The organism is uncultured Tateyamaria sp. (assembly GCF_947503385.1).
Lineage (GTDB): Bacteria > Pseudomonadota > Alphaproteobacteria > Rhodobacterales > Rhodobacteraceae > Tateyamaria.
In genome coordinates this window covers 771,228-794,344 of the sequence record NZ_CANNDO010000002.1, presented here as the reverse complement: position 1 = coordinate 794,344, position 23,117 = coordinate 771,228, and the positions used below count along the sequence as shown (strand labels likewise).

The following is a 23,117-nucleotide window of genomic DNA, read 5'->3' as shown; positions in this document are numbered from 1 at the left end:
CTCAGGAAATTGTGACTCTCCGCAAAAAAGACTCTAGCCCTTGATTCGCGATTCGCGTATCACTCTACGCATAAGAATGGTCAGCACGGCGAACAAGCCGGCGGCGCGTAATACTGAAAGGGGCGGTTGGGTAAGCCGCTCAGAGGCAAGAGTGGTGGTGTCATGAAGGCGATTGATTTCGTCGTCCGCGATAATGCGGGCGCTTTGCAACGTGGTGAGGTTCCGGCGGACGGCAACACGTCTGTCGCCCTGACAAGTGGTCAGGAAGTCTCCTTTAATCTCCGGCAGACGGATATGGCGAGCCAGCAGCGGGTCGGCGATGACCTGATCCTGACGCTGGTGGATGGGCGCACCATCACGCTGGAAAACTATTTCAACGATGTGGGCGAAACGAACCGGCTCTTCGTGTCGGCAGACGGTTTTCTGAACGAAGTCGGGTTTGTCGAAACGACGGATGGAGAGCTGTTTGCGCAGTTCGGACCAACCGAACAGTGGGGCAAGTGGAGCCCGTCGGATGATCTGATCTATCTCGGGCGCACCGAAGTGGCCCATGCGGGTGCTGCCGCTGACGAAGAAGTGTCGATGCTCGGAGCCGCCGTACTGGGCGGTGCAAACCTGCTGGGTCTTGGCGCAGCCGGGGCCGCGGTGGTCGGGACGGCGGTCATCGTGGGCGACGATGATGGCGGCGGTGGCGGGGGCGGCGGCACCGGTCCTGCGACACCAACGGTCGATGACGCGGACACCTCCACCGATATCGGCGGCGACGACACCACAACCCATACATTTACCGTGACCGGCACGGGCGAACCCGGCGACACGGTCGAAGTGACCGCAGGCACATCCGTGCTGGACACCACAATTGCCGATGACGGCACGTGGTCGGTGACGTTTGTGGGTGACGATTTTCCGGAGGACGGCACGCTTGAGACGTCAGTGGTTGTAACCCATGTGACAACAGGCGACACCACGACGCTGGACGGCCCCGGATTTGTGATTGACACGACCGCACCCGACGTTGCGATCACCGCTGGCACACAAAGCGTCAACCACGTGGTCAACGGCGAAGAAATCGCTGGCGGCGTCACGCTCGAAGGCACCGGCGAGGCTGGTGCAACGCTGGAAATCACCATTGGTGATGTGACGCGCACCGTGACGGTCAGTGACGCAGGCACATGGCAGGCAACGTGGCAGGCTGGCACGTTGGCCGAGGGCGAATATGAGGCAGGCGTGACCATCGTGGCCACGGACAGCTTTGGCAACTCCACTACGATCACGGACACGTTGGTTGTCGATACGGTTGCGAATGTCTCGATTGAGACATCCACTGTTGAGGGTGACGGCATCATCAACGCGGATGAGGCCAGCGATGGTGTGGTCCTGACCGGAACGGCACAGCCCGGATCGACGGTTGAAGTGACGTTTGGCACCACGACGCAATCCGCGACGGTCGATGCAAACGGCAACTGGACGGCCAATTTCGCGGCTTCCGCGATCCCGTCGGGCGAATATGAGGCGACAGTGACGGCCGTGGCAACCGACGCCAACGGCAACAGCTCGACCGCGACCGGCACGGTCCAAGTCGACACGCTGGTCAACAGCCTTGGCATTACATCCACATCCGGGGGTAGCGACGGCGTGATCAACGCCGCTGAACACACCAACGGCATGGTTGTCTCCGGCATGGTCGAACCGGGCTCGAGCGTTATTGTGACGCTTGGCGGGGCGACGGTGAATGCGGTTGTCGCAGCCGACGGCACATGGACGGCAAACCTGTCCAGCGACCAGATTCCGACCGGCACATATACAGCACAGATGACCGCGACGGCCACGGATGCGGCGGGCAACATCTCCTCCACGACGCAGGCCGTAAACGTGGACACAGAAGCCAGCGTGCTGACCATCGCAGGTCCGATCGAGACCGACGACGTGATCAACGGGGCCGAGGCCAGCGACGGCGTGCTGCTGTCGGGCAACGCCGACCCCGGCGCGCTTGTCAGCGTGACGATGCAGGGTGTGACCCATCAGGCTGTGGCCAATCAGGCGGGCGTCTGGCAGGCCTTCTTTGCCGCGAGCGAGGTCGCCCCCGGCACCTACGAGGCGCAGATCACCGCAACAACCACCGACGCCGCGGGAAACACCGCAACAGCGCAGGATACGGTGCAGGTCGACACCAATGTCGACAACCTGTCGGTTGCGGCGGACGTGATCGAAGGTGACAATATCATCAACGAAGCCGAACGGGCCGACGGCGTTGTACTGACTGGCACGACCGAACCCGGCTCGACCGTGATGGTCAGCCTTGGCGGCCAGACGGTGCAGGCCATCGTCGACGTGAACGGGAACTGGACGGCACCGTTTGCCGCATCACAGATTCCGACGGGTGAATACACCGCCGCTGTGAACGTGACAGCCACGGATCTTGCGGGCAACGTCGCCAGCGTGTCCGACACGGTGCGTGTCGATACGCTGGTCAACCAGCTCGACATTCAGGACCAAGTGACCGCTGACGATATCATCAGCGGCCCCGAGGCGCGTGACGGCATCAACCTCGGTGGTCAGGTGGAGGCAGGATCGACCGTCATGGTCGACTTCAACGGCACAGTTCTGGCGGCAGTGGTGGATGCAGCGGGCAACTGGTCGCTTGAGATACCGCCATCGGCCATTCCGGGCGGAACCTATGCGGCCGAAGTGGTCGTGATGGCCACAGATGCCGTCGGCAACACCGAAACCATCACCGATATGCTGCAAATCGACACCGAGGCCCCCGATGGTCCTGTCATCGCCAGCTTTACCCGCGACGGCGATGGTATCCGCGGCATCTCGACCGAACTCAGCGACGGCGACCTCGCCGTGGCGCAGGTCAGCGACAGCGGCGCGATCACGGATGTGGCGGCGGTTCAGGCCAACAACGCCTTTGGCGAAACCGAATTCCGGTTCAATCAGAACGTGCCCGATGGCTCCGATCTGGTGGTGACGTCGACCGATGCGGCAGGCAACAGCACCGGCACCTATGTCGCCTTTGACGATGAAAGCGCAGGCTCGACCATATCGCTGGGCAGCCCCGCATTGGGCAACTACCAGATCGAACAGGTGGACCTGCAATTCGCCGAAGAAGCCAACCTGACCATCACCGAGGCACAGCTTGTCGCCTTGTCGGACAATTCCGACGCGCTTGTGGTGCATGGCGGCAGCGACGACACCGTGACCATCGCGGGGGCCACCCGCACGGGCACCACCTCCCTCGAGGGTCAGACCTATGATGTCTACAGCCTCGGTAGCGGCACGGTGATCCTTGATGACGAGATCAACGTGAACACAGGTGTCGTCTAACAGGCTGATCAAAAACGAATTTTCACTGGGCAAGACCAATAAAAACAATATCGAGCTTTCCAGCAAGACAAGAGGCGCGGACCGGACACCGCAACCGCGCCCACCTCAAAAAAGACAACCCGAAACGGGGACGCTATGGGGCAAGGTAGTATCAAGGCAGCGGCACTGTGCGCCGCACTGACCCTTCAGGCAGGGTGTGACGAGGCGCTGACCGACAATCCGGTCGTGGCCAAGCTGAGCGCGGGCATGGATGCGAGCGTCGCGCCAAAGGCCGACGGCACACAGGTGGCGGCCCTTCGGCAGACGCCCACCAAACACGACCAGACATTGAACGCCGAAAGCATCGTGTTGCAGAACCTGCTGGCGCGCCAGTCGGTGCTGCCATCAGGCAGTGCCTATGACCGTGTGAGCACCGCAGTGCTGGCCGCCAATGCCCGTGCCGCCGAAACGGAATTGCGAGCCGCCCGGCTGCGCGCTGCGGCGGCCTCTAAGAATTGGCTGCCCACGATCGGCCCCAGCATCTCGTTGAATTCGCTTGGGGATCTGATCAGCCAGATTGTCGTGGACGCCGTGCTGTTCGACAATGGCCGCAAGAAAGGCGAGCGTGCCTTTGCCAAGGCGGACGTCGAAGTTGCCGCCGTGGCCTTGGCCGAGGACACCAATGATCGGGTGGCCACGGCATTGGGCCTTTATCTTGATGCAGCGCAAGCGCGTGAGGCCGCTGGCCTGCACCGCACCACACTGGACGAAATGGCGCATTTCGAATGGGTTATGGGGGAACGGGTCAAGGGCGGTGTGTCCGACATGTCCGACCTCAACGTCATCCGCGCCAAGCTGTCCGAAATCCGTGCCGCTGCCGCCGCAGCACAAGAGGCCGAGGCAACCGCGCTGGCCGAACTGAACGCCATGGCCATCGCGCCGCTTGACGATGTGCGCGGGCTGCAAACCCTCGCCGTGCGCGGCACCGAAGCACAACCGCTCTCCGTCATCCGTGCCGAAGCGGAGAAAAGCCGCAGCATCGCACAGGCCCGCATCGACCGCGCCAGCCAATTGCCCGGTGTGGGCGCGCAGGCGACCATCGGTGAAAACGGCGGGGCAGGGATCACGGTGGGTGGTCCGGGCCTTGGCCTTGGCACACCCGCCCGGCTGCGCGCCATTGAGGCCGCACAAGAGGCCGCAGGCCGTCAGGTGGCTCAGGCCAACGAAGATGCAAACCGCGCCCTGCGCCGCCTCGAAGGCGACGTGGCCGCCGCTGCACGGCAAGCAGGCGAGGCGCGCACTCTCACCGCAGGGGCCAAGACCAACCTCGACCTGTTTCAGGCGCAATATCAGGGCGGCCAGCGTCAAGTCATGGACGTCGTCGGCGTCTACGAGACTTTTGCGGCACGACAAGAGGCGGAACTGGCCCTGAAATACGAAGCTCTGCGCTTGCAGATCGAACTGGCGCGCGTGCAAGGCGTGTTGGCGGACGGAGACCAGATTTGACGACCTCTGATCCAACGGACCGCCGCCCGCTGTCCATGACAGTCTCCAATGGCAAGCGCACGCGCCTCACCGCCGAACTCAAAACACCGGCGCCCGCGCGCAAACCCCTCACCGCGGGTTTGATAAAACGGCCCGCCCCGCCTAAGGCGGACAACACCAACGCGCTGATGGACCGGCTCGAACGTCGGGTGGAACTGGCCGGGATCTATGCCGGCCTGTTGGGCGTGCAGACGGCGCGCACCGATCTGGTCGATGATCTGCGCGGACGGCTGAACACTCAGACCACCGACGACGCAGAAGCAACCGCATTGGCGGCCTGCCTCAAGGCGACAGGCCTCGTGGCCACGGCGCGCCATGTGCAAGCGCCGGACCCGTCCCTCTGGCCTGCGCTGGCCTATATGAAAAGCGGCCAGCTTGTCCTTGTTCTGGCACAGGCGCGCGGTGCCGTGACGCTTTATGACCAGACATGCCCTGACAATCGAGCGGACATACCACTGGCCGAATTTGCCCCGCATTTCGCAGGCCGCGTGATCAAGGCCGAAGCCCCGTTGGCGCAGATTGCCGCCACCCACAAAACGGACAGTCGTGCTCCGCACTGGTTCTGGGGTGAATTCCTGACCTTCAAAGGGGCGCTGGGTGAAATTGCCCTTGGATCCTTTGTTGCGAACCTGTTGGCTGTGGCCGTTGCGCTGTTTTCATTACAGGTCTACGACCGTGTGATCCCGCATCAAAGCCACGCGACCTTGTGGGTTCTGGCCATCGGTGCGGGCCTTGCCCTGACACTTGAGGCATTGCTCAAAATTGCGCGCGCGCGTTTGATGGACGGGGCCGGGCGGCAGATCGAATTGCGGGTGCTGCGCCTGCTGATGGACCGGATCATGGGGATGCGGTCCGACACGCGGGGTCAGCCACCGTCGATGACATTCTCGGCCATGCGCGAGTTTGGATCGGTGCGCGAGTTTTTCACCGCCTCGACCATCGGCACGATTGCCGATATCCCGTTCATCTTTGTGTTTCTGCTGTTGGTGGCGTCCATCGCGGGGCCGGTGGTCTGGGTGCTGATCGCAGGCGGTGTTCTGATGTTGATCCCCGGCTTCCTGATGCAAAAACGGATGCTGCGTCTCACGCAAGAGACCCAAGGTGCATCGGCCAAATCTACACGGCTGCTTCACGAAACCATATTCGAGGCCGACACGGTCAAGACGCTGCGCGCCGAAGATCGCGTGGCGCGGCTTTGGGCGGAACTGACAACGCTGAGTGCGCTGAAATCTTCGGAACAGCGGCGGCTGGCGTCGGTGCTGACCTTCTGGTCGCAGGGGATGCAGCAATTGACCTATGTGGCGGCTGTCATCGCCGGGACGTATCTTGTCTTTGCCGGGCAGTTCACCGTGGGGTCGATCATCGCCGTGGGCATCCTGACGTCCCGCACGCTGGCGCCGCTCACGCAGTTGGCCAACACCATGGCCCGCTGGGGCAACGTCAAGGCGGCGCTGGACGGGCTGGAACAGGTTGCAGGTGCCGCGCAGGACGCAGACCCCGCGCGCACCTTTTTGCGGCGCGATACGCTGAACGGGCATTTCGAGATGCGCGAAGTGCAGTTCCAGTACGAAGAAGATGGCGCGCCGACGCTGGACATTCCGGGCGTGCAAATCCTGCCGGGTCAGCGCGTCGCGGTGCTGGGCCCCAACGGGGCAGGCAAGTCGTCGCTGCTCAAGCTGATGTCGGGCCTCTATGCGCCCACGCGGGGGCGGGTGTTGATCGACGGCACCGAGATGAGCCAGATCGAACCGCGCGACCTGCGCCGCCTGATCGGCTATCTGGGTCAGGACGTGCGTCTGTTCACCGGCACGCTGCGCGATAACCTGAACCTGACAATGCTGGAACGCGACGACAATCGCCTGATGGAGGCGCTGGATTTCGCGGGTCTGGGCGAGTTTGTGCGCAACCATCACAAAGGCCTCGATCTGGAAATCCTCGACGGCGGGCAGGGGCTCAGCATCGGGCAGCGCCAGTCCATCGGCTGGGCGCGTCTGTGGTTGCAGGACCCCAAGATCTGCCTGCTGGACGAACCCACGGCTGCGCTTGATCAGCGGCTGGAGGCGACGTTGGTCAGCCGTCTGGAAACGTGGCTCAAGGGGCGGACGGCGGTGATCGCCACGCACCGGATGCCGATCCTGTCGCTGACGACGCGCACGCTGATCCTGCATGGCGGGCGGATGACCGTGGACGGGCCGCGTGACGAGGTGTTGGCCCATATCGCAGGCTCCGGCGCGCCGGTGCAGGTGCGGGGGAAAATCGCATGAGCGTGGTGTCGCTGGATGGGCAGTTGGAAGATCAGATGCGCGGTCCCTCGCGCCTGATCTGGTTGGTGGCGGCGGCGGTACTGGTCTTTGTCATCTGGGCTGCGCTGGCTTGGGTCGACGAGATTGTGCGCGGGCAGGGCGAGATGATCTCGTCCTCGCGTCCGCAGATCATCCAGAACCTAGAGGGCGGCATTCTGGCCGAACTGGCCGTGGCCGAAGGTGACGTGGTCGAGCGCGGCGACGTGCTGGCGCGGCTCCAGTCGACCCAGTTTCAAAGTCAGGCTGATGACCTGTCGGACCAGATCACGGCACTGACCGTGCGCCAGCTTCGGCTGGAGGCAGAACTGGCCGGACAGTTCGATTTCACCGTGCCGCTGGAACTGGAGGCGCGGATGCCCGGCGTTGTGGCCAGCGAACGGGCACTGCTGATGGCGCGCCAGACTGATTTCGTGAGCCGCCGCGAGGGGGCGGAGCGGGTGCTGGATCAGGCGGCGCAGGAAAAGGAGCTGCTCGAGCGGCTCTTGGACCGGCAGATCGTCGCCCTGATCGAGGTGACCCGCGCCCGCAAGGCATGGGCTGACGCGCGGATCAAGCTGGACGAGATCATCACCCAGACAGAACTGGACCGCGCCCAGACCTATTCCGACACGCTCAAGGAACTGAACACGCTGGGCCAGACCCTCAAGGCGGCGCAGGACCAGCTCAATCGCACCGTCCTGACCAGCCCGGTGCGCGGCATCGTGAACGGGCTTGCCGTCACCACGATCGGTGGTGTGGTCCGGCCCGGAGAAGAAATCCTTCAGATCATCCCGCTGGATGAAGAGCTGTTCGTGGAGGCGCAGATTCCGCCCAAGAATATCGCAGGCGTCCGCGAGGGGCAGGAGGCCACGGTCAAGCTGTCGGCCTATGATTACACGATCTATGGGGCGCTCAAGGGGGCGGTCACGCTGGTCTCGGCGGACACGTTCAAAGACGAGCGGAAAGAGGGGGGCGATCCCCATTACAAGGTGACCGTCGCGGTCGATCTTTCGGCCCTCACGGAGCGGCAGAAAAGCATCGCGATGCGGCCCGGAATGCAGGCCGAGGTGGAGCTGCACACGGGGTCAAAAACGGTGCTGCAATACTTGCTCAAACCGCTCTATAAATCCCGCGAGGCTTTTCGGGAGCCGTGAGGTGTCCCATGCTGGGACAGGGCGCGCGCCACGCCTTTTCAATGGGTTACAGAGACGGTTTAACGATCTGGTAAGGGTTGGTTGACGGATGGTGGGCAAAATGCCCACCCTACACCTGGCCGCATCGCCCCACAAAACCACGACCCGGAGACACACCATGATCGAAGCCCCGCCTCTGCTGACCATCGCCGCTCAGATGCGGCGTCCGACGGATGCGCAGATTGCGGCCTTTCAAGACGTGCCCACGGGTTTTGTCGCGGATGCGTTGGGCGGGGGTGGCGCGCTTGCGTCCACGATCCAGCCGCTGGGGGCGGGGCGCGACCTTGCCTGCGTTGCCGCAGGCCCCGCGCTGACCGCCGATTGCGGGCCGGGCGACGTGCTGGCCACCTTTGCCGCGCTCAATTTCATCACGCAAGGCGATATCGTCGTGTCGGCCTTTGCCGGACATCAGGGTTGTGCCGCGGCGGGCGACCGGTTGGTGGGGATGATGAAAAATGCCGGTGCGGCAGGTTTTGTCACCGACGGGCCGGTCCGCGACTATGACGGGATTGTGCCCGTGGGCCTGCCGGTGTGGTGCGCCGGGATCACGCCCGCCTCGCCGCAAATGTCGGGCCCCGGCACGGTGGGATGCGCGGTGCAGATCGGCGGGCAACAGGTCGAGACGGGCGATATGATTGTGGGCGACCGGGACGGGGTTGTTGTTGTCCCCTTTGACCGTATCGACGCGGTGATCGGCAAACTTGCGCATATCACGGCGTTGGAAACGGCGCTCGATGCCAAGGTCGCGGATGGGCTGAAAGTGCCGGACTGGGTCGCGGACATGCTGGCCAGCGACAGGACCGTGCGCCGGGGCTGACGCCCCGCAGTTGCAATCGCAACCACCCCCACCCGCACAGGGCGGGCACGATCCATTCCTTGCCAGATCACACGCTATGGGTGCACCATGGCCGCAGGCAATCCGGTTTCGGACCGCCGCATTTTCAAATGGAGATTTCAATGACCAACGCATCGAACCCGATTTCGGGACCCGTCGTCGCGCAGTATTTCGGCCTGTTCAACGGCGTGCCCAAGGCGCATTACGACGAGATTGTCGCGACAGCGCCCTTTGACAAATGCAACCTGCTGATCACCGCCTTTGTTCATGCGGTGCAAAATCACGGTTCGGCGGATTACGTGGCCGCGTTCACCAATTGGCGCGACGGGGACGGGCGGTATCCGGCCAAGCCCGGCGATATGGACACCGACCGGCTGACCCGTTTGGTGGAGGCCGCGCGGGCCAAGAACCCGGATATCAAAATCCTGATTTCGCTGGGATGGGGCAACAATGATGCGGGCAATGCCGCCGAAACCCCCGCCGCCTTTGCGCAAAGCGTGGCCAATATCGTGCGCGCGCATGATCTGGACGGCATCGATATCGACTATGAAAGCACCTATGTGACGCCGGAGGCGATGCTGGAGCTGGCCCAGCATCTGCGCCGTGCGCTGGACGGTCTGGGATCATCGCGCCAGATGATCATGACCATCACGCCCGCACAGCTGAGCGGGCTGAGCAAAGAGGTGCTGGACTGTTTCACCTTCACCACGCCGCAGGCCTATGATCACGGCGGCAATGGCACGCAGGTGGCACCTTATGCCGACATGCTGGGGTCCTATGACACGATCCTGTTCGGGCTGAATTCCGAAGGGTATATCGGCCAGTCCGACGATCCCAAACCGCGCGCCGCAGGGGCCAAGGCGCACGGGGCACCGGGCGTTCTGGCGTGGCGGCTGGACAATGATTCCGTGGACCGGGCAACGGGCTATCCCACATTCGCCACCGGTCTGGAGATGTGGGCGCTGATGCATGACGGTGATTAAGGCGCGTCGGTGTCCAGCCAGATCGTCACGGGGCCGTCATTGACGAGCGACACGGACATATCGGCCCCGAATTGACCGGTGTCGGTGCCGATGCCCAGCCCCGCAAGCGATTCTGCAAAGTCGAGGTAGAGGTTTTCGGCCTCCACCGGTTTGGCCGCGCCGGAAAAGCCGGGGCGGTTGCCGCGCGACGTGTCGGCGGCCAGCGTGAATTGGCTGACCACAAGCGCACCGCCGCCGGTTTGCAGCAACGACAGGTTCATCTTTCCCTCCGCATCCTTGAAAAGCCGCATCTTGGCGATCTTTTGGGCAAGGGCGCTGACCGTATCCTTGGTGTCGCCCGGCATTGCACAGATCAGGATCAGCAGGCCCGGGCCGCATTGGCCCACCACGTCACCGCCCACGGTCACCGCAGCTTGGCTGACGCGCTGGAGCACCGCCCTCATGCGTCTTTCCAGTCGATGACGTCTGCCGGGTCGGCCCGGTCGGTGCGAAAGCGATTGGCGGGATGGTCGGTGTCGGCATGGCCAAACGAAATCGCACACAGGATCATGCGGTCGTCGGGGATGCCGAAATGGTTCCGGACAAAGGGGGCCTGCGCTGCGATGGCGGCCTGTGGGATGGTGGCAATGCCATGGGCCGTGGCGGCAAGGCAAAAGGCGGTGACAAAGCCGCCTGTGTCCATGGCACCATAGGCGCCCAAAGCGCGGGCAGAGGTGACGATGGCCACGTGCGGCGCGCCGAAGAGGCGGTAGTTTTCCATCATCTGCGCGGCAGAGGCGGCCCGGTCCCCCTTTTCGATGCCCACGGCGTCATAAAGCTGAAAGCCGCAGGCGCGGCGGCGGTCGCCATAGATGCCGGGGTATCCTTCGGGCCATGGCAGATCGGGGGCGGGCGCGGTGGACTGCGCCGCCGCATAGAGGCCCGTACGGAAGCGTTCGGTGCCGTCGCCGCGCGTGATGATCAGTTGCCAGGGCTGGGCGTTGCACCAGCTTGGGGCCTGTTGCGCGGCGCGCACGAAGGCGTTGATCGTGGCGTCGGGCACGGGATCGGCGCGGAAAGCACGGCAGGAAAAGCGCTGCGCCAGCGCCTCGTCGAGGGTCATTGGTTTGCCGCCACGGCAAAGCCGATGCCAGCGGCCACGATCAGGCCGATGATGACGGCGACGGCGATTTTCCATGCTGACCACGGGCGTTCGCCCTGCACCCTGCCAGTGCGTCCGTTGACCACAAAGCGGTAGGTTTCGCCGCGGTACTTGTAGGCGGCCAGCCAGACCGGCAGCAGCACGTGTTTGAAGGTGATCTTGCCCAGTTTCGTGTCGACCGAGTGGATGCGCTGGCGGTCGCCGCCGATGTCGAATTTGATATCGCGGGCGATGATCCGGTCCATGTAGCCGCGGGCGTGTTCGAACCCTTCTTCGAGTTCGACCGCGTAGCCTTCGGCGCGGAACCCGGCAAGGAATTCGGGCGCGTAGGGTTCCATTTCGGACAGGTCCCACGGCTCAAGCGCGTCGGTGTAGCGTTTGGGCAGGGATTTGGAGGCCAGCACCAGCACGTCGTCGAAAAAGCGCGCGACCTTGCCACGGGTGCGTTGCCAGCGGACCTTGGCCACGCGGACCTGTTCGCGCTTTCCGTCGCGCACCACGGTCTGCGTCTCGTAATAGACGGTGCCGCGCTCGCCGGTATAGGCGCTGCGGGTGTCTGCGTCGAAGGTCCAGTAGGGCACGTAGATGCCCTGCATCGCGCGGCCCTTGCGGGCGTAGTCCTGCAGGCCAGAGGGTGCGAACCAGAGGCGGCCCAGCCATGTGGTCATCGCCGCGCGCGCCTCGCGTTCGGACAGCGCAAAGGGCAGCACGCCCTTGGGTTTGATGTGCCGGTGCGCGCCGGTGTCGGTCACGACGGGCGTGGCGCAGAACGGGCATTCGGTGGCGTGGATGTCGGCGTCGAATTCCACTTGTGCGGCACAATTGGGGCATTTGGAGACGCGGGTTTCCTCGATCTCCGCATAGGGCAGATCGGCGGTCAGGGCGGTGCGGTAGTCCAGTTCGGTCAGGGCGGCGGGGCCGCCGGTGCCCGTCCCTTCGATCAGGCCGGTGTTGCCGCAGTGGTCGCAGGTCAGGCTGCGGCTGGCGGGATCATAGCGGAAATCGGCCCCGCAATTGTTGCAGGGAAAGCGGTGCTCGCTGGTGGGGTCTGCGGGAGACAGGGGGGGCAGATCGCTCATAATACACCATGCATGGAGGTGGGGGTGATGCGCCGCAGCGCGCCGTCGCCAAGGGCGGTGTGCCGCCACAGATGAAAGATGGCGTGCAGGCTGGCGGCGGACATCAGATAAAAGTGCAGCCGCTGGAGGCCCGCCACGGGACCAACCGCCACGTGCCACAGCGTCGCCGCCGCCGTGGCCGCAAGCGCGGCGTACATCGCCCGGCTGAGCCATGGGTGGGCCACCCGCAACGCGCCCGTCAGCTTGGGGCCGGGGCCGTTCTTCAGCCCCCGCGCCGCCGCAATGGCGCACAAGCCAAGACCCGTCAGCCCAAAGGCCCAAGCCAGCACAGGCACCGGCCCACCGGCCACCAGCAGAACCAGAGCCATGAGGCTGAGCCAGTGCAGTGTGATGGTGGCGGTGCGGCGCATGGCACGCTGTCCTCAAAGATATTTGTGAAGCACCTTGGGTGCCATAATGCGCAATGCGTTGTCGCGCACAGCATAATGCCGCCAGAGGTGAAAGACCACATGCACCGCGATGCCGATCAGCATGACATCAAAGGTCAGCTCGTGCAGTTCCGTGAGCGTGTCGTGCACGCCCTTGCCGCCGCGCCCCGGAAACAGCGGGATCACCCCAAACAGCGCGATTGCATAGGGGGCCGCGAAACCCGCCAGCGCACCCGACAGCACCACGGCAAAGCTGCCCCACATCATCGCGCGGTGCATCACCCCATGCGTCGCGCGCGCCCATCCGGGCAGCTTGGGACCAGCCCGGCTGGCCAGCCCCTTGCGCAGATACATGGTCATCCAGAGCGCCACGACAATGGCAAGGATCGTGCCCATGCCCGCATGGGTGGCCAGTGCCGCACCGCCAAGCTGGCGCACATTCTCGGGCTCGACAAAGAAGAAATAGGCCATCAGGCCAAAGGCGATCCAGTGGAGCCATTTGAGTGCGGTACGACGTGTCATCAGCGATGTGTTCCCTTGGGTTTGGTGTTCCCAAGGGATGGGGATCGCAGCCGCAATTTGCCATAATCCTTTGGCCTAAACGCCTGTCGTCACAGGAATTTATGCAGCTTTTTCGGTGCCATGATGCGCAAAGCGTTGTCACGCAACCGGTAGTGGCGCCAGATGTGAAAGGCCGCGTGCCCGCCCGCCACCACGCCAAGCGCGTAGAATTCGACGATATGCACAAGGCCCACAATCTCGTTCGCCGCGCGCAGACCCAGCGGCGGGGCAATGGGCAGGAACCCACCGGCCTTGAGCAGAATGGGCGAGGTCAGCCCAAGCAGGAACCCGGTCAGCGCCACAAAGAACAATCCCCAGATCAGGGTCAGGTGCATGACCCGGTGGAGCGTGCGCAGACGGCCCGTCAGCTTGGGGCCGGGGCGGCTGGCAAGGCCGCGCCGCAGCATGTCGGCAAACCACGCAAGGCTGAGCGAGACAAAGACAAGCGCAAGGGTCGAGTGGATCTGGAACGCGGTGGGACCAAAGGGGACCACGACATCCGGTGTGACGATCAGGAACCAGACAAACAGGGGCACCATGATCCAATGCAGCCACTTCAGGGCCGTGCGTCGTGTCGGAAGTCTCATCCCCGCGATGGTGAGGTCAGGGGCGGCGCTGTCAAGGGCCGTGCGATCACAGGGACGTGCCCGCCCCCTTCTGTCGTCAGGCCACGCAGCACGGGCGGGCGGCCTGACCGGGGATGGGTCAGCGCAGGCGGCGTGCGACCAGCATCAGGGTGAGGGTCACGGCCATGACAAGCGCGCCAATGCCATAGTCTTCGGCGGCGGGCGTGCCATAGGCGTATAGCCAGCCGAAATAGATCACCGCACACACCAGCGACACGGCAAAGGCGGCGGCGGCGCGCGCGGGCGCAATGAACAGGGCCGCCGCGCCGACAAGGCCCGCACTGCACGCCAGACCGTAGGCCAGCCAGATCAACACCGGGGCGGCGCCCGGACCGGCGACGTAGCTGATGATGGCCTGTGACAGGCCAAAGGCGTACCAGAGGGCTGCGACCGGGGCCACGATGCCGGGCCAGCGGGGCAGGGTTTGGGTTGTCATCATCATGTCTCCTTTGTTTGCGGTTGGAAAAGGGGTCAGAGGGGCCAGTGTTCAACGGCTTGGGCGGGTTTGGCGAGGCGGGCAAAGACCGGACCGAGCAGGCCGACCATGCGCCCGGTAAAGGCGGGGCGCCCGGTTTCGCACAGGGCCTTGAGGTTGCTGGCGATGAACCCTTGGGCGGACACCATTTCCTTGGCCAGCTTGCTGCCGGGGATCAAATTGTCGATCCGCAGTTCAAATTCGGTGCCGCCGTCCTTTTCCACCAGCGTGTAGGTCACGGTGACGGGCGGTTCGTCGATATTCGTCATGGTAAAGGTGTGGGCGTAGACATGTGGCGGCTCGAACCGCAGGACCTCGCCCACGACCATCGCAACCTTGCGGTTGGCGCTGACCATGCGGTAGCGCGCGCCGGGTTTCAGGCCGTCCTGCGTTTGGCAGACACCGCCAAAGAAGAACGGCAGCGCCTCGTCCGTTTTGACCAAAGTGTTCCAGACGGTTTCCACGGGGGCGTTGATCAGAACGCGATTGATGTTGGTGGTTGGGTTGGTCATGCGTCCGGGTCCTTGTCGATTTTGCGCGCCGCGGCTTCGGCCACGGATTTGATGAGGCTCATCCGATCCAGCCAGTGAGCGGAGAATGTGTCGGTCCAGCGTTCGTAAATCGCCTGAATGGGAACCGCGTTGAGGTAGAGGCGGCGCGTGCGCCCGTCCTGTTCGCTGATGATCAGCTGGGCCTGTTCCAGAACCTTGAGGTGGTTCATCACCGCGATGCGCGTCACGTCGAAATGCGCGGCAAGCTGTCCGACGCTCATCCCCGGCGTGTCGCGCAGCAGGTCCAGCATGTCGCGCCGGTTGGTATGGGACAAGGCCGCGAACACGCGGTCCATTTCCGAATCTGTAAACATGTAATTACCTTTTTACATATTTACGACGGAGTCAATGGGTGCAGCCGAATGTGCAACGGCCGCGCCTGTGTCAGGGCGCGGCCGTTGGTGGTGCAGATTGTATGTGGTTCAGATGCCGGGGGGCGGGGGCGGCGGCAGGATGGTAAAAAGCTGGGCCAGTTCGGTGACGTCCTCGGCCTTCATCCAGCCGTCCTGACCGGCGGTCCAGACATAGGTGTCGCGCCCCAGTTCGCCCGCGCCTGCCATGCGGCCCAGTTGCGCCTTGGAAAACGGTCCCTTGGTCTCGCCGTTTTCGGCGACGTGCCAGACATGTTCGACTGGCGGGGGCGGTGGGGCGGCGCGTCTGGGTTGCGGCGCGGCGGCCCCGGCGGCCATGGCCTGCCCCATTTGCATCCCAAGCCCGGCACCCAGCCCGGCCTCCATCGTGGCGGCGGCAGCACCACCGCGGCCCAAAGCCTCGGCGGCCTGAAACTGGGTGTATTCGTTCAGATTGCCGATCACGCCCATGGAGGACCGTTTGTCCATCACCTCTTCGACGGCGGGGGGGAGCGAGATGTTTTCGATATAGAGTTCCGGCAGCATCAGCCCGTACTCAGCGATCTGGTCGGAGATTTCCTTGGCGACAAGCTGGCCAAGTTCGCGGGTGTTCGCGGCCATGTCGAGCACGGGGATGCCAGATTGGGCCAAGGTGCGCGAAAACTCCTGCACGATGATGTTGCGGATCTGAAAGCTGATCTCGTCCATGGTGAATTCGCCGTCGGTGCCGACGATTTCGACGAGGAATTTGGCCGGATCGGTGACCCGGACCGAATAGGTGCCAAAGGCGCGCAGGCGCACGGGGCCAAATTCGGGGTCGCGACAGATGATCGGGTTCTTGGTGCCCCATTTCAGACCGTTGAACCGGGTGGTGTTGACGAAGTAGATCTCGGACTTGAACGGGCTTTTGAAGCCGTGATCCCAGTGTTGCAGGGTCGTCATGATCGGCATGTTGTTGGTCTCGAGCATATAGAGACCGGGGGTGAACACATCGGCCAGTTGCCCTTCGTGCACGAACACGGCGGCCTGACCTTCGCGCACGGTCAGCTTGGCACCATACTTGATCTCGTGGTCCTCACGTTCGAACCGCCAGACCATGGTGTCGCGACTGTCGTCGACCCAGTGGATGACGTCGATAAACTCGCCGGAGAGGAAGTCGAAAATGCCCATATTGGCCCCCATTCTGTCCGCGCGACGCGCGGCCTGTTGCGGCGGCGATTAATACATGGATCACAAGGCGGGAAAAGGGGAAGTCGCGGCGATCCGCCTCATCGCGCTGGCGCCGACAAAGGGGCGCGCGGGCGCGTGTGTCGCGTCCGGTTGCCAAATCTGTTCCAGCGCGATGCGCAGGCCGGGGTGCACGCGGCGCAGGCCGTAATCCCCCAGAAACAGGCTTTCTACCGGCAATCCGTTGGCAAAGATCACCTCGTGCCGGGGCAGGAGCAGGTGGAAATATCCAATCCGCTTCAAGCCACGTTTGACGCGGATGCCGGGGTGGTCCAGCAGCCCTTTGGCGGGGCACAGAACCTCTTGGCCGCCGGGCAGAGTGCGCAGGACGCGGTGCTGTGGCGACAGGGTCAATGGGCGGTCCGGCAGGGAGGACCCGAGACTGCCGGGTTTGATCGCGATGGGGCGCAGGTGCGCGGTCGCGGGCTGATCGAGCCGCAGGCAGTAGTGCAGCAGCAACGACACCGGCTGTGGGCCGTTGTCCTGTGTCAGAACCAGATCACCGGGACGCAGATGGGTGATCTGGCGGCGGCCATCGGGGGTGTCGATCCATGTGTCAGCGGCGAAACAGGCCACGTAGACGGTGTTGTATTCGTAGCTGTCGGTGGTGGCGTTGTACTGATAGGAGAACCCCGCGTCCTGATCCTCGCGCACTGACGCGCCACCGATCTCGGCAATCATGTTTGAGCCGGGAAAGCCTGCAAGCCCCGGATTGCTGCCGGTGCTGCCACCGTCAAATTCGGAAAAGTCGCTGGAGCTGCTTTCCATATTGAACACCAGAAAATCGCCAGTGCTTGGATCAACCAGTGCCACGGATTCCGAGTTGCTGGCGTCGCCTTCGCTCAAAAAGTTGGTGTTGGTCCCGCCAGCACCGGATTCGGTCCCGCCTTCGGACGCCTCTTGTGCCCATGCGGGGGGCGTGCCGCTAATTTCGTTGATAATGTAGAGGGTTTCACCCGGCGCGATCACAGTGCCCGGCGGAAAGGTGTGATAGAGTCCGTCCTGCGGACCATCCGGTGCCCCCGCGCCGGACGCATCGGACCAAATCTGCCAGCCGGACACGTCAATGGGCGCGCCGGTTGTGTTGGTGAACGAGACAAATTCGTCCTCCTGCGTGGCGGTGCCGTCGCCGTCGGTGTCAAACTCGGCCCCGCCGGTATTGTCACCATAGACCTGGTCAAAGATGATGCCGTTGAGAGACGCGACCATGGACGCTCCTGAACCTGCGCTGCTTGTTTGCGGGTCGTTCTAAGCGGGTCATGGTGGATATTTGGTTTACGCCCCTGCGGGCGGATCAGTTTGTGAGCGCCTCGCCCGTCCGTTCGGCGGCCAGTTGCCGCACGATGGGCCGGGCCTCGGCCCGGTCCATGCCGGTTGTCAGACGGGCGTCATACAACATGCCCAGCAGCGCCTCGTCATGGTCGGTGAGCAGGGCAAATTCGTCATCATCATTAAAGATGCTGGGCCGCGCGGCGGGGCTGTCATTGGGCAGGCCAAGCCCTTGGGCAATCTCTTCGTGGATGCAACTGAGCCGCAGAAGATCGGGATTTTCGGCACGCACCACGGCCACGGCGGCCGTGGTCGTCGCGCGCCCCGTGCCACCACCAAAGGCGACCACGGCGCAATAGGTGTCACGCGACAGGCTGCGCAATTGTGTCAGCGGATTGCCAAGCCGGGCGGCCACCTCGTCCAGCACATCGCCCCGGTCATCCTCGGAGGCGAAAATCACGTAGAAATTCGGGTTTGGCGCGATGGCAATCGGGTGCCCCGTCGCCCGCGCCAGCCGTCGCGCATAGCTGCGCGTGTTTGCGGTGTCGCGCGTGCGCTGACTGGGCGGAACAGACGCGCCAAAGGCGACTGCAATGCGCACCGGCATGTCCCAGCGGCGCAGCACGGCCTCGCCGCCGCCGGGTTCCCCGGTGGGCGTGAATTCGTCAAAAAACGCGATCTGTTCGAAATTGCGCGCCAGCATGGTTGCGGTAAACGGGGTGTCCGGCCCGCCACCATCCTGCCGCAACAGACCTTGGGTCAACTGGCTGGATTGCACGGCGCCCAGATAGCTGCGCAACGCGGCACTGCGTTCTGAGGTGGCGCGCACGGGCGGCGGTGGTGCGACTGCCGCAGGGTCCGGGCGCGCCCGCGGTGTGAGCACCGGATCGGTGGTCACAGGCGGCATATCGCAGGCCGCAAGAAAGACGAGGGCGGCAACGCCACCCAGCGCTTTCCAGAGACGCGGCCTGCGGATCATGGGCCTCAGTTGGCCCCTTGGGGCACGGAGGTAGCGGCGTTGTCGCCAACACCATCCTTGCGCGCCTTGGCGGCGGCCAGCGTGTCGCGCAGTTCGGCCTCCATCTTTTTGAGCTCTTCTTCGGCGGCGGCGCGGCGTGCCTTGCCTTCGTCGGCAATCTGCAAGCTGTCCTGAATGGTGCCGATGAGGTCCGCATTGGCCTGCTTGACCGCTTCGATGTCGAATACGCCGCGCTCCATTTCTTGGCGGATCATCTTGTTGCTGTCGCGCAGGTTTTCGGCGTTGGCTGTGAGCAGTTCATTGGTCAGGTCATTGGCATCGCGCACGGCGGCGGCGGCCTCGGCCGAACGTTGGATGGTGACGGCCTGCGCCAGTTGGGTTTCCCAAAGCGGCACGGTGTTGACGAGGGTCGAGTTGATCTTGGTCACAAGGCTTTTGTCGTTTTCCTGCACCAGACGGATCGAGGGCAGGGACTGCATCGTCACCTGCCGTGTCAGTTTCAGGTCGTGCACCCGGCGTTCCAGATCGTCGCGCGCGGCGCGCATGTCGCGCAGTTCCTGCGCTTTCATCACCTGCTGGTCTTCGGGGGCGGCCTCGACGGCGGCTTCCATCGCGGGGATGGTGGTTTCGTCCAGCTCTTTGATCTTTTCCTCGCCCGCAGCGATATAGAGCGCCAGTTCATCGTAGAATTGCAGCGTCTTTTCGTAGAGCAGGTCGAGCGATTTGATGTCCTTGAGCAGCGTGTGCTCGTGGCTCAGCAGGTTGTCGGTGATCTTGTCGATCTGGGATTGTACGGTCTCGAACTTGGCGGTGAACTTGGCAAAGGGGGCGGCCCGGCCAAAGAGCTTTTCCCAGAATGTCCGCTCGCGGCGCACGTCCAGTTCGGACACGGAAAAGCCGCGGATCGTGGTGACGATGTCGCGCAGGCCGTCGCCCGCAGGCCCGAGATCCTTGTTGCGCACGTCCGACAGCATCGCTTGGCTGATTTCCTGCAATTCCGCCTGCGCGGCGGAGCCGAAGGACACGATGGAATTGGTGTCGCCCATGTCGATCTCGCCCATGCGCGACCGGATTTCGGCACCCACGGGCGCGTCCGCTTCGGCCAGCGGCACGATGGCGTTGGCGTCACTGGGTTCGGCCAGAACGACGGCGGTGACCTCTTCGACCTGTGCGGCGGCGCTTTCAGCCTTTTGACGAACTGTTTCTGACATGATGTTCCCTTTTACTTAGCTGTTGTCCTGGGGTGCGATACGCACGCCTTCGCGCTGCAGCCGGTCCCGCAGCACGTCGATTTCGATGTTGAGGTCGCTGCGGTCATCGTTCAGCAGCTTTTGCGTGCGGGCGGCAAAGTTTTCCGACAGATCGTCCAGCAACTGCGCGTAGTCGGCCTTGGCCTGTGCGTCGCGGGTGCGGCTGTAGATGTCGGCGAACTTGATGGTCGCATCGCGTGCGCCCAGCAGGTAGACGCCCAGATATTTGCGGGCCGCGGTGAGGTCGCGGGGGTCTTCTTCGACGGTGCGGATCAGGTCGCGGGCAGTGGTCTGGAACTGTTCCAGCCGGGTCGCCATCTGCCGGTCCTCAGCGCGTTTCATGGCGTCGGTCATGGCGTTGAGATGGCTTTCGGCCTCGTCCACAACGCGGGCCACGCGGTCTTGCTGAAAGGTGTCGATCCCCTCCATGCCCTTGTCGGTCATCGGATCAAAGCCAAAGGCAGCCAGATGCAGACCAGCGGTTGCAATGCCGAAGAGCGCGGGCGCGATGAGGCCCGGTTCAACCCGGTAGGCGGCCAGACCGATGCCAATACCAGCGAGGAGCGCAGCGACGAGCTTGCGTGGCAAGGCAGGGCGGCGCGCCACCTTGCGTTCATGATAAGCGGCCTCGGCCCGCATCCCCTCGCGCAAAAGCCATGCACCCAGCGTCAGGACACCGGCCGCCACCAGCGCCAGCACCAGCCCGACCGCCCCGTCGTTCAGCGCCAGAAACACCATCGGCACGGCTGGCAGGAACATCAGGTTGGCGCGCGCGCCGACCGGGTCCACACGGGCGCGGTCAAAGGCCGGGCGGGCCTCGACCTCGGGCGTCTCACCGTCGGGGCTGTATTTGCCGCCAAAGCGTTTGGCCATCGCTCAGAGCCCTCCTATCAGACCGGTGGTCACGCCGAACATCAGCGCGATCAGCACAACAAAGGCGATCTTCTGAAAAGCTGTTGGTTGCATGTCGGTCCCCACCTCTTTGGCTACGCCGGACTATAGGCACATTGCACGTGCAGAACTAGTGGCGCGCACCGGTTCTGCGTTCGGCGTTGAGTTTGCGTGTGTAGCCCGACTGGATCACCTCCACGGCGACCAGAACCAGGACGCTGAAGTAGAAGGTGGTTTTGGACATCGGAATGATCTCGTAGCCAAAAACACGCAAGGCGAGGCTGTCGTCATGCATCGCGTGGGCCGCCGCCTGACCGGCTTCGCCCAGAAGCACCACACCGACAATCAGCAGGATAAACAGGCCAAGGACCTCGTACATGCGGTTCTTTTCCAAAAAGCGCGTCACACCATCCGCAAGCAGCAGCATCGCAAGGCCCGACAACAGGATCGCGGTGGCGAGAATAAAGAACACATCCGTGATGGCCAGCGCCGACAAAACGCTGTCGAAGGAAAAGATCAGGTTCATCAGTACGATCAGCAGCACCACCTGTGTGGCGGTTTTGCCGGATTTCGCCTCAACATCGGTGCTGAGGTCATGGATGGTCAGCATGTGGCCGATTTCCTTGACAGCCGTGTACATGATGAAGATGCCGCCAAAGATGAACACAACCGTGGCAAAGTTCACGCCTCCGGTCAGCACGCCCTGCCAGTCCAGCACAACAAAGGGCTCGGCCATGGCATCAATCAGCTGGATCATCGTGAACAGCAGCACGACGCGCAATACCACGGCAAGGATAATCCCCCAGCGCCGTACGGCGGCCTGTTGCGCCACCGGCGCGCGCTGGCTTTCGATCGAGATGTAGAGAAGGTTGTCGAAACCCAGAACCGCCTGCAAAAAGCACAGCATGAGCAAATTGCCCACGTTTTCGAGCGTCAGAAGTTCGGCCATGTCGTAGTCCCCCCGGTGGCGCTGTTGCGCGCCTCGTTTTTTCTGGAGGCCAAGATTGAGACAGGGGGGCGCAGGCGCAAGGGGGAAATTTCCGCGCCCGTCAGCACAGGTGCGGCTTAGCTCCGCGTGGCCTCACGGGCGAGGCTTTCGCTCAGCACGTCGATTTGCACGTCAAGCCGGGCGCGGCCTTCTTCGGCGTAGTCATATGCACGCTTCGCAAAGGCATCGCCCAGATCGCGCAACAGGGTGACATAGCGGCGGTGCGCCGTAATGTCCCCGGTGCCCCGATAGATTGCGATGAACCGGGCGGAGGCCTCTTCGGCGCCGTCGAGATAGACGCCGAGGTACTTTTGCAGGGACCGCGCCCGCTCGGGGTCATGTTCGACGGCCTGCACCATCTGTTCGACCGCGTCCTCGAAACGCTTCAGAAGGGGCATGATTTCGGCGCAGGCAAGCGGGGTGACATGGCTTTTGATCCGCGCCATCCGCGCTGCGACGCGGCTGCGGGTTTTATCGAGCTTGTGGGTCTGGCGTTGCGCGGCGGTCTCGAGCCCCTTGTGCCGGAGCGGGTCGAGGCCAAAGGCAACCACCGACAGGGCGGCGGCAATGAGGCCCACCATGATGACCTGCCCGATGTCGCCGCCACGGGTCAGGACCGTCAGGCCCGACGCCACGCCCATGCCCGCAGACCCGATGATGCGCCCCTTGAGACGGGCGGCGCGGGCCACGGTCTGGCCGTCATAGCGCTGTGCGTCCTTGAGCCCGAGCGAAATGGAATAGAGCGACCCGCCAAACAGGCCCAGCAGGCCGCCGCAGGTCAGCAGCCTTTGCCAAGTCGGGTCGTGCAGCATCGAAAAGGCCAGCGGCAGGGTTGCCAGAAACAACAGCCCAACCGCCTGCTGATTGCGCGGGTCAGACGGCAATTTCAACTGCGCATAATCAGGCGGGGTGTACCGCGGCGGAACGTGAGGCACGCGCATCAGTCAGTACCACGTCAGTGTCAGAATGAGGATGAAAAGCCCGACAAAGGCGAGGTTGGGAAACAGGCGCTGCATGGGGCCATCGCCCGCGATGTTGAATTTCACCACCGCCGTCAGAAAGCGCAGGATGTTGCGCGCCTGCCAGATGAGACCTGCCAGCACAATGAGCAACAGGACGAGAACGCCAATGAGTGTCACCATAACCATGCCATGT

23 protein-coding genes are annotated in these 23,117 nt (G+C 63.6%); 6 read left to right on the top strand and 17 right to left on the bottom strand.

Going from position 1 to position 23,117, the window contains the following annotated elements; all coding sequences use genetic code 11:
* The first annotated feature begins 162 nt into the window (after positions 1-162).
* From Q1A85_RS10075 to Q1A85_RS10050, 6 genes are all read left to right on the top strand, one after another.
* Positions 163-3,330 (top strand): Ig-like domain-containing protein, encoded by a 3,168-nt coding sequence (locus tag Q1A85_RS10075; RefSeq protein ID WP_299688008.1) that lies wholly within the window; start codon positions 163-165, stop codon positions 3,328-3,330.
* 135 nt (positions 3,331-3,465) lie between these two features.
* Positions 3,466-4,815: a TolC family protein gene (locus tag Q1A85_RS10070; RefSeq protein ID WP_299688006.1), complete on the top strand. Its 1,350-nt coding sequence runs from the start codon at positions 3,466-3,468 to the stop codon at positions 4,813-4,815.
* Positions 4,816-4,982: 167 nt separating this feature from the next.
* Positions 4,983-7,118 (top strand): ATP-binding cassette domain-containing protein, encoded by a 2,136-nt coding sequence (locus Q1A85_RS10065; RefSeq protein ID WP_299688594.1) that lies wholly within the window; start codon positions 4,983-4,985, stop codon positions 7,116-7,118.
* Positions 7,115-8,290 carry an HlyD family type I secretion periplasmic adaptor subunit gene (locus Q1A85_RS10060; RefSeq protein ID WP_299688003.1) on the top strand — a complete coding sequence of 392 codons (1,176 nt, stop codon included), beginning with the start codon at positions 7,115-7,117 and terminating at the stop codon, positions 8,288-8,290. Before Q1A85_RS10065 ends, Q1A85_RS10060 begins: the two co-directional genes overlap by 4 nt.
* A 157-nt stretch (positions 8,291-8,447) precedes the next feature.
* Positions 8,448-9,146 carry an RraA family protein gene (locus Q1A85_RS10055; protein WP_299688000.1) on the top strand — a complete coding sequence of 233 codons (699 nt, stop codon included), beginning with the start codon at positions 8,448-8,450 and terminating at the stop codon, positions 9,144-9,146.
* 140 nt (positions 9,147-9,286) lie between these two features.
* Positions 9,287-10,147: a glycoside hydrolase family 18 protein gene (locus Q1A85_RS10050; protein WP_299687997.1), complete on the top strand. Its 861-nt coding sequence runs from the start codon at positions 9,287-9,289 to the stop codon at positions 10,145-10,147.
* On the opposite strand, the gene dtd is transcribed toward Q1A85_RS10050, so the two are convergent.
* The 17 genes from dtd to Q1A85_RS09965 form a co-directional block, all read right to left on the bottom strand.
* Complete coding sequence (gene dtd, locus Q1A85_RS10045) at positions 10,144-10,590, bottom strand: D-aminoacyl-tRNA deacylase (RefSeq protein ID WP_299687994.1); 447 nt, start codon at positions 10,588-10,590, stop codon at positions 10,144-10,146. The two genes, Q1A85_RS10050 and dtd, sit on opposite strands and share 4 nt — an antisense overlap.
* Positions 10,587-11,249, bottom strand: coding sequence for a nitroreductase (locus Q1A85_RS10040; RefSeq protein ID WP_299687991.1), 663 nt, complete (start codon positions 11,247-11,249; stop codon positions 10,587-10,589). Before Q1A85_RS10040 ends, dtd begins: the two co-directional genes overlap by 4 nt.
* On the bottom strand, positions 11,246-12,367 hold the full coding sequence (locus Q1A85_RS10035; RefSeq protein ID WP_299687988.1) for a primosomal protein N' (replication factor Y) - superfamily II helicase: 1,122 nt from the start codon (positions 12,365-12,367) through the stop codon (positions 11,246-11,248). The genes Q1A85_RS10040 and Q1A85_RS10035 overlap by 4 nt, the downstream gene beginning before the upstream one ends.
* Positions 12,364-12,777 (bottom strand): hypothetical protein, encoded by a 414-nt coding sequence (locus Q1A85_RS10030; RefSeq protein WP_299687985.1) that lies wholly within the window; start codon positions 12,775-12,777, stop codon positions 12,364-12,366. Before Q1A85_RS10030 ends, Q1A85_RS10035 begins: the two co-directional genes overlap by 4 nt.
* A 12-nt stretch (positions 12,778-12,789) precedes the next feature.
* Positions 12,790-13,317 carry a cytochrome b/b6 domain-containing protein gene (locus Q1A85_RS10025; RefSeq protein ID WP_299687983.1) on the bottom strand — a complete coding sequence of 176 codons (528 nt, stop codon included), beginning with the start codon at positions 13,315-13,317 and terminating at the stop codon, positions 12,790-12,792.
* An 89-nt stretch (positions 13,318-13,406) separates the two neighbouring features.
* Entirely contained in the window at positions 13,407-13,943 is a 537-nt protein-coding gene (locus Q1A85_RS10020; RefSeq protein ID WP_299687981.1) for a cytochrome b/b6 domain-containing protein, read from the bottom strand.
* 118 nt (positions 13,944-14,061) lie between these two features.
* A complete protein-coding gene (locus Q1A85_RS10015) occupies positions 14,062-14,418 on the bottom strand; it encodes a hypothetical protein (protein WP_299687977.1) in 357 nt (118 codons plus the stop codon).
* Between the two features lie 35 nt (positions 14,419-14,453).
* On the bottom strand, positions 14,454-14,969 hold the full coding sequence (locus Q1A85_RS10010) for an SRPBCC domain-containing protein (RefSeq protein WP_299687975.1): 516 nt from the start codon (positions 14,967-14,969) through the stop codon (positions 14,454-14,456).
* Positions 14,966-15,322 (bottom strand): helix-turn-helix transcriptional regulator, encoded by a 357-nt coding sequence (locus tag Q1A85_RS10005; protein WP_299687973.1) that lies wholly within the window; start codon positions 15,320-15,322, stop codon positions 14,966-14,968. The genes Q1A85_RS10010 and Q1A85_RS10005 overlap by 4 nt, the downstream gene beginning before the upstream one ends.
* Positions 15,323-15,430: 108 nt before the next feature.
* Positions 15,431-16,528: an SPFH domain-containing protein gene (locus Q1A85_RS10000; protein WP_299687971.1), complete on the bottom strand. Its 1,098-nt coding sequence runs from the start codon at positions 16,526-16,528 to the stop codon at positions 15,431-15,433.
* 60 nt (positions 16,529-16,588) lie between these two features.
* Positions 16,589-17,794, bottom strand: coding sequence for a Hint domain-containing protein (locus Q1A85_RS09995; protein ID WP_299687969.1), 1,206 nt, complete (start codon positions 17,792-17,794; stop codon positions 16,589-16,591).
* 85 nt (positions 17,795-17,879) lie between these two features.
* On the bottom strand, positions 17,880-18,833 hold the full coding sequence (locus Q1A85_RS09990; RefSeq protein WP_299687966.1) for a DUF2927 domain-containing protein: 954 nt from the start codon (positions 18,831-18,833) through the stop codon (positions 17,880-17,882).
* Positions 18,834-18,838: 5 nt separating this feature from the next.
* A complete protein-coding gene (locus Q1A85_RS09985; protein ID WP_299687964.1) occupies positions 18,839-20,044 on the bottom strand; it encodes a toxic anion resistance protein in 1,206 nt (401 codons plus the stop codon).
* A 15-nt stretch (positions 20,045-20,059) separates the two neighbouring features.
* Positions 20,060-20,956, bottom strand: a complete 897-nt coding sequence (locus Q1A85_RS09980) for a 5-bromo-4-chloroindolyl phosphate hydrolysis family protein (protein ID WP_299687961.1) — start codon at positions 20,954-20,956, stop codon at positions 20,060-20,062.
* A 148-nt stretch (positions 20,957-21,104) separates the two neighbouring features.
* A complete protein-coding gene (locus Q1A85_RS09975; protein ID WP_299687959.1) occupies positions 21,105-21,923 on the bottom strand; it encodes a tellurium resistance protein TerC in 819 nt (272 codons plus the stop codon).
* Between the two features lie 116 nt (positions 21,924-22,039).
* On the bottom strand, positions 22,040-22,903 hold the full coding sequence (locus tag Q1A85_RS09970) for a 5-bromo-4-chloroindolyl phosphate hydrolysis family protein (RefSeq protein WP_299687958.1): 864 nt from the start codon (positions 22,901-22,903) through the stop codon (positions 22,040-22,042).
* Between the two features lie 3 nt (positions 22,904-22,906).
* On the bottom strand, positions 22,907-23,104 hold the full coding sequence (locus tag Q1A85_RS09965) for a hypothetical protein (protein ID WP_299687956.1): 198 nt from the start codon (positions 23,102-23,104) through the stop codon (positions 22,907-22,909).
* Positions 23,105-23,117 lie beyond the last annotated feature (13 nt).

Excerpts from the sequence above, each read along its gene's own strand:
- Q1A85_RS10075 (WP_299688008.1), top strand. The coding sequence starts at position 163 with ATGAAGGCGATTGATTTCGTCGTCCGCGATAATGCGGGCGCTTTGCAA.
- Q1A85_RS10070 (WP_299688006.1), top strand. The coding sequence starts at position 3,466 with ATGGGGCAAGGTAGTATCAAGGCAGCGGCACTGTGCGCCGCACTGACC.
- Q1A85_RS10065 (WP_299688594.1), top strand. The coding sequence starts at position 4,983 with ATGGACCGGCTCGAACGTCGGGTGGAACTGGCCGGGATCTATGCCGGC.
- Q1A85_RS10060 (WP_299688003.1), top strand. The coding sequence starts at position 7,115 with ATGAGCGTGGTGTCGCTGGATGGGCAGTTGGAAGATCAGATGCGCGGT.
- Q1A85_RS10055 (WP_299688000.1), top strand. The coding sequence starts at position 8,448 with ATGATCGAAGCCCCGCCTCTGCTGACCATCGCCGCTCAGATGCGGCGT.
- Q1A85_RS10050 (WP_299687997.1), top strand. The coding sequence starts at position 9,287 with ATGACCAACGCATCGAACCCGATTTCGGGACCCGTCGTCGCGCAGTAT.
- dtd (WP_299687994.1), bottom strand. The coding sequence starts at position 10,590 with ATGAGGGCGGTGCTCCAGCGCGTCAGCCAAGCTGCGGTGACCGTGGGC.
- Q1A85_RS10040 (WP_299687991.1), bottom strand. The coding sequence starts at position 11,249 with ATGACCCTCGACGAGGCGCTGGCGCAGCGCTTTTCCTGCCGTGCTTTC.
- Q1A85_RS10035 (WP_299687988.1), bottom strand. The coding sequence starts at position 12,367 with ATGAGCGATCTGCCCCCCCTGTCTCCCGCAGACCCCACCAGCGAGCAC.
- Q1A85_RS10030 (WP_299687985.1), bottom strand. The coding sequence starts at position 12,777 with ATGCGCCGCACCGCCACCATCACACTGCACTGGCTCAGCCTCATGGCT.
- Q1A85_RS10025 (WP_299687983.1), bottom strand. The coding sequence starts at position 13,317 with ATGACACGTCGTACCGCACTCAAATGGCTCCACTGGATCGCCTTTGGC.
- Q1A85_RS10020 (WP_299687981.1), bottom strand. The coding sequence starts at position 13,943 with ATGAGACTTCCGACACGACGCACGGCCCTGAAGTGGCTGCATTGGATC.
- Q1A85_RS10015 (WP_299687977.1), bottom strand. The coding sequence starts at position 14,418 with ATGACAACCCAAACCCTGCCCCGCTGGCCCGGCATCGTGGCCCCGGTC.
- Q1A85_RS10010 (WP_299687975.1), bottom strand. The coding sequence starts at position 14,969 with ATGACCAACCCAACCACCAACATCAATCGCGTTCTGATCAACGCCCCC.
- Q1A85_RS10005 (WP_299687973.1), bottom strand. The coding sequence starts at position 15,322 with ATGTTTACAGATTCGGAAATGGACCGCGTGTTCGCGGCCTTGTCCCAT.
- Q1A85_RS10000 (WP_299687971.1), bottom strand. The coding sequence starts at position 16,528 with ATGGGCATTTTCGACTTCCTCTCCGGCGAGTTTATCGACGTCATCCAC.
- Q1A85_RS09995 (WP_299687969.1), bottom strand. The coding sequence starts at position 17,794 with ATGGTCGCGTCTCTCAACGGCATCATCTTTGACCAGGTCTATGGTGAC.
- Q1A85_RS09990 (WP_299687966.1), bottom strand. The coding sequence starts at position 18,833 with ATGATCCGCAGGCCGCGTCTCTGGAAAGCGCTGGGTGGCGTTGCCGCC.
- Q1A85_RS09985 (WP_299687964.1), bottom strand. The coding sequence starts at position 20,044 with ATGTCAGAAACAGTTCGTCAAAAGGCTGAAAGCGCCGCCGCACAGGTC.
- Q1A85_RS09980 (WP_299687961.1), bottom strand. The coding sequence starts at position 20,956 with ATGGCCAAACGCTTTGGCGGCAAATACAGCCCCGACGGTGAGACGCCC.
- Q1A85_RS09975 (WP_299687959.1), bottom strand. The coding sequence starts at position 21,923 with ATGGCCGAACTTCTGACGCTCGAAAACGTGGGCAATTTGCTCATGCTG.
- Q1A85_RS09970 (WP_299687958.1), bottom strand. The coding sequence starts at position 22,903 with ATGCGCGTGCCTCACGTTCCGCCGCGGTACACCCCGCCTGATTATGCG.
- Q1A85_RS09965 (WP_299687956.1), bottom strand. The coding sequence starts at position 23,104 with ATGGTGACACTCATTGGCGTTCTCGTCCTGTTGCTCATTGTGCTGGCA.